General features: G+C 65.9%; 4 protein-coding genes. 1 reads left to right on the plus strand and 3 read right to left on the minus strand.

Going from position 1 to position 3,170, the window contains the following annotated elements:
* From JNK68_02845 to JNK68_02855, 3 genes are all read right to left on the minus strand, one after another.
* A partial coding sequence (locus tag JNK68_02845) for a 1-deoxy-D-xylulose-5-phosphate synthase (GenBank protein MBL8539290.1) occupies nucleotides 1-479 on the minus strand: 479 nt, incomplete at its 3' end.
* Nucleotides 479-1,327 (minus strand): polyprenyl synthetase family protein, encoded by an 849-nt coding sequence (locus JNK68_02850; protein MBL8539291.1) that lies wholly within the window; start codon nucleotides 1,325-1,327, stop codon nucleotides 479-481. The genes JNK68_02850 and JNK68_02845, both read right to left, overlap by 1 nt.
* A gap of 157 nt (nucleotides 1,328-1,484) precedes the next feature.
* Nucleotides 1,485-1,718 carry an exodeoxyribonuclease VII small subunit gene (locus tag JNK68_02855; protein MBL8539292.1) on the minus strand — a complete coding sequence of 78 codons (234 nt, stop codon included), beginning with the start codon at nucleotides 1,716-1,718 and terminating at the stop codon, nucleotides 1,485-1,487.
* A 224-nt stretch (nucleotides 1,719-1,942) separates the two neighbouring features.
* Between JNK68_02855 and JNK68_02860 the strand changes: the two genes are divergently transcribed.
* The gene (locus JNK68_02860; protein ID MBL8539293.1) at nucleotides 1,943-3,061 is read left to right on the plus strand and encodes an aromatic ring-hydroxylating dioxygenase subunit alpha; all 1,119 of its coding nucleotides are present in this window, start codon (nucleotides 1,943-1,945) and stop codon (nucleotides 3,059-3,061) included.
* Nucleotides 3,062-3,170: the final 109 nt, after the last annotated feature.

Raw genomic sequence — 3,170 nt, forward strand, 5'->3', positions numbered from 1 at the left:
GCCATGCCGCCGGTCATCGCGCCGTCGCCGATCACCGCCACACAGCGGCGGCTGTCGCCGCGCTGTTTCGCCGCCACTGCCATGCCGAGCGCCGCGCTGATGGACGTGCTGGCGTGGGCGGTGCCGAAGGTGTCGTAGTCGCTTTCGCAGCGACGCGGGAAGCCGGAAATGCCGCCCCACATCCTGAGCTTCGACATGCGATCGAAGCGCCCGGTGAGAATCTTGTGCGCGTAGGTCTGGTGGCCGACGTCCCAGACGACGCGGTCGTGCGGCGTGTTGAGAACGTAATGCAGAGCCACCGTGAGCTCGACCGTGCCGAGGTTGGACGAGAGATGCCCGCCGGTCTTGCTGACGGACTCGATCAGGAAGCGCCGCAGCTCGTCTGCGAGCTTGTGCAGGTCAGCGCGCGAGAGCCGGCGCAGATCGGCCGGATCGCAGATCGATTCCAGCAGCTCATAGCGCACTTCGGGTGCATTCATCAGAATTTTCTCATTACGATGAAATCCGCGAGTTCCGCCAGACGCCGGGCGCGCGCACCGAACGGCGCCAGCGCTTCGAGCGCGGTGCCACGCATCTCCAGCGCGAGCTGTCGCGCACCCGCAATGCCGAGCAGCTGGACGTAGGTCGGCTTGTCGTGATCGGCATCCTTGCCGGCCGTCTTGCCCAGCGTGGCGGTATTGGAATCCGCATCGAGCACGTCGTCCACGACCTGAAACGCCAATCCGATATATTTGGCGAAGCGGTCGAGGCGCGCAAGCCCGTCGCCATCGAGCGCCGCCCCGCAGCGCGCGCCGAGCACCACCGCCGCGCGGATCAGCGCCCCGGTCTTGTGGATGTGCATGAACTCGAGCTCGGGCAGCGTCAGGGACTTCCCGACGGCGTCGAGATCGATGGCCTGGCCGCCGGCCATGCCGCGCGAACCGGCCGCGGTCGCCAAGAGCGCCACCATTTCGAGCTGCGTGCGCGGATCGGGAGCAAGCGCGCGCGCGGACATGAGATCGAAGGCCAAGCTCTGCAGGGCATCGCCCACCAGGAGCGCGGTCGCCTCGTCGAACTCGACGTGACAGGTGGGCTTGCCCCGCCGCAGCACGTCGTCGTCCATACAGGGCAGATCGTCGTGCACCAGCGAATAGGCGTGGATCAGTTCCACTGCGGCACCGACCACGGCGACACGCTCAGCCGGTGCCTCGGCGACCTCGCCCGCGGCAAGGGCGAGCAGCGGCCGCACGCGCTTGCCGCCGCCGAGGACGGCATAGCGCATCGCCTCGTGCAGGCGGACGGGTGCCACCTGGGCCGACGGCAGCAGGCGGGCGAGCAGGTTCTCCATCTCGGCCTGTCGCGCCGCAACCCAGTCGTCGAAGGCACCTGCGACGGGTTGGCGGGCAGCACCCGCAGTCAGGTCGGCCCCCTCCGGGGCGCACGAAGCGTTCAAGGCGAAATCGAATCCCAAGGATCGGATGCTTGATACAACGCCGTCCCGCGCGTCAGGGTTGGGGCGGGGAAAACGGCTTCAGGGTGTTCTCTTCGAGGATCCTGACCTGCTGCTCCGCGCTCTGCAATGCAGACTGGCAGTAGAGCAACAGTTCCGCACCCCGCTTGTAAGCGGCCAGCGAATCCTCGAGTGGCAGCTCGCCACTTTCCATGCGGGCCACCAATCCCTCGAGCTCGACGATCGCCGCCTCGAAGCTCTCCGGCCGGTCCTCGGCGGTCTTCGACATCGAATTCGGGCCCGAACACACGAAAACGGCGTAAGGTATCCCAGCCAGGGCTTTGGGGTCAACGCTGCGACTCTCCTCCGCATGCTGCAGAAGGCCCAAAGTAATTGATTTTGCCAGCGCTTCTGCTAGCCTACGCTGTTTTTTTGCCGTGCCCTCCGCAGCGCTTTTCCGGTCGCGGCAAAAGTCCTTCAACCCTTAACGCGAACGAGGTGAAAAATTGCCTTATGACTGATCTGGCTGCTGCTGGTGCCCTGACTTCCACCCCCCAACCCCTGTCCGTCGACTGGTATCTCGATCAGGATATCCACGAGGCGGAACTCTCCACAGTATTCGCGAACGGCCCCGGCTATGTCGGCCACGAGCTCATGGTTCCCTGCCCAAGCGACTATCACGTGCTGGACTGGACGGGAAACGGCAAGACCCTGATCCGCAACGCCCATGGCGTCGATCTTCTTTCCAACGTGTGCCGTCACCGGCAGGCCATCATCCTGCAGGGGCGCGGACACGCGAACAACCTGGTGTGCCCCATCCACCGCTGGACCTACGACACCAGCGGCACGTTGCTCGGTGCCCCGCACTTTCCCGACCGACCCTGCCTCGACCTCGAGCGCATACCGCTCGCGAGCTGGAACGGCATGCTCTTTCGCGGCCCGCGCGACCCCGCCCGCGACCTGGCCGGGCTCGGCATCGCCACTGACCTCTCCTTCGACGGCTATCTCTTCCACCGCGCCGAGGTGACGGAGTACCAGTACAACTGGAAGTCCTTCATGGAGGTCTATCTGGAGCTGTATCACGTGGTGCCGTTCCATCCCGGTCTCGGCCGTTTCGTCGACTGCGACCGCATGCTGCGCTGGGAGCTCGGCGACTGGTACAGCGCCCAGGTGTGCGGTGTGAGCCGCGACCTCGCCCGTGCGGGCACGCCGGCGTATCAGCACTGGCAGGATCAGCTGCTCCAGTACCGCGGCGGCGAGACGCCCAAGTACGGCGCGCTCTGGTTCGCCTATTACCCGAACATCATGATCGAGTGGTATCCGCAGACGCTCATCGTGAGCCACGTCGTTCCGCGCGGGCCGGAGGCCTGCAGCAACATCGTGGAGTACTACTATCCGGAGGAGATCGCGCTGTTCGAGCCGGAACTCATCGAGGCCGAGCGCGCCGCCTACAACGAGACCGCGCTGGAGGATGCCGAGATATGCCAGCGCATGCACGACGGCCGCCGCGCGCTGCGGGCGCAGGGTCGCAGCGAGGCCGGGCCGTACCAGTCGCCGATGGAAGACGGCGTCTGGCATTTCCATGAATTCCTGCGACGCCACGTGGAGCCCGTGCTGGGCGCGCCGCGCTGACGATCAGCCGCCTCTAGAACTGGGTGCGGCAAAGCCCGCACCCATTTTTTTGTCCACCGATGCCCTTCACCCTGCCCCACCTGCGCAGCCACTGGATGATCGTCGCGGC

This window comes from Betaproteobacteria bacterium, from assembly GCA_016791345.1.
Lineage (GTDB): Bacteria > Pseudomonadota > Gammaproteobacteria > Burkholderiales > JAEUMW01 > JAEUMW01.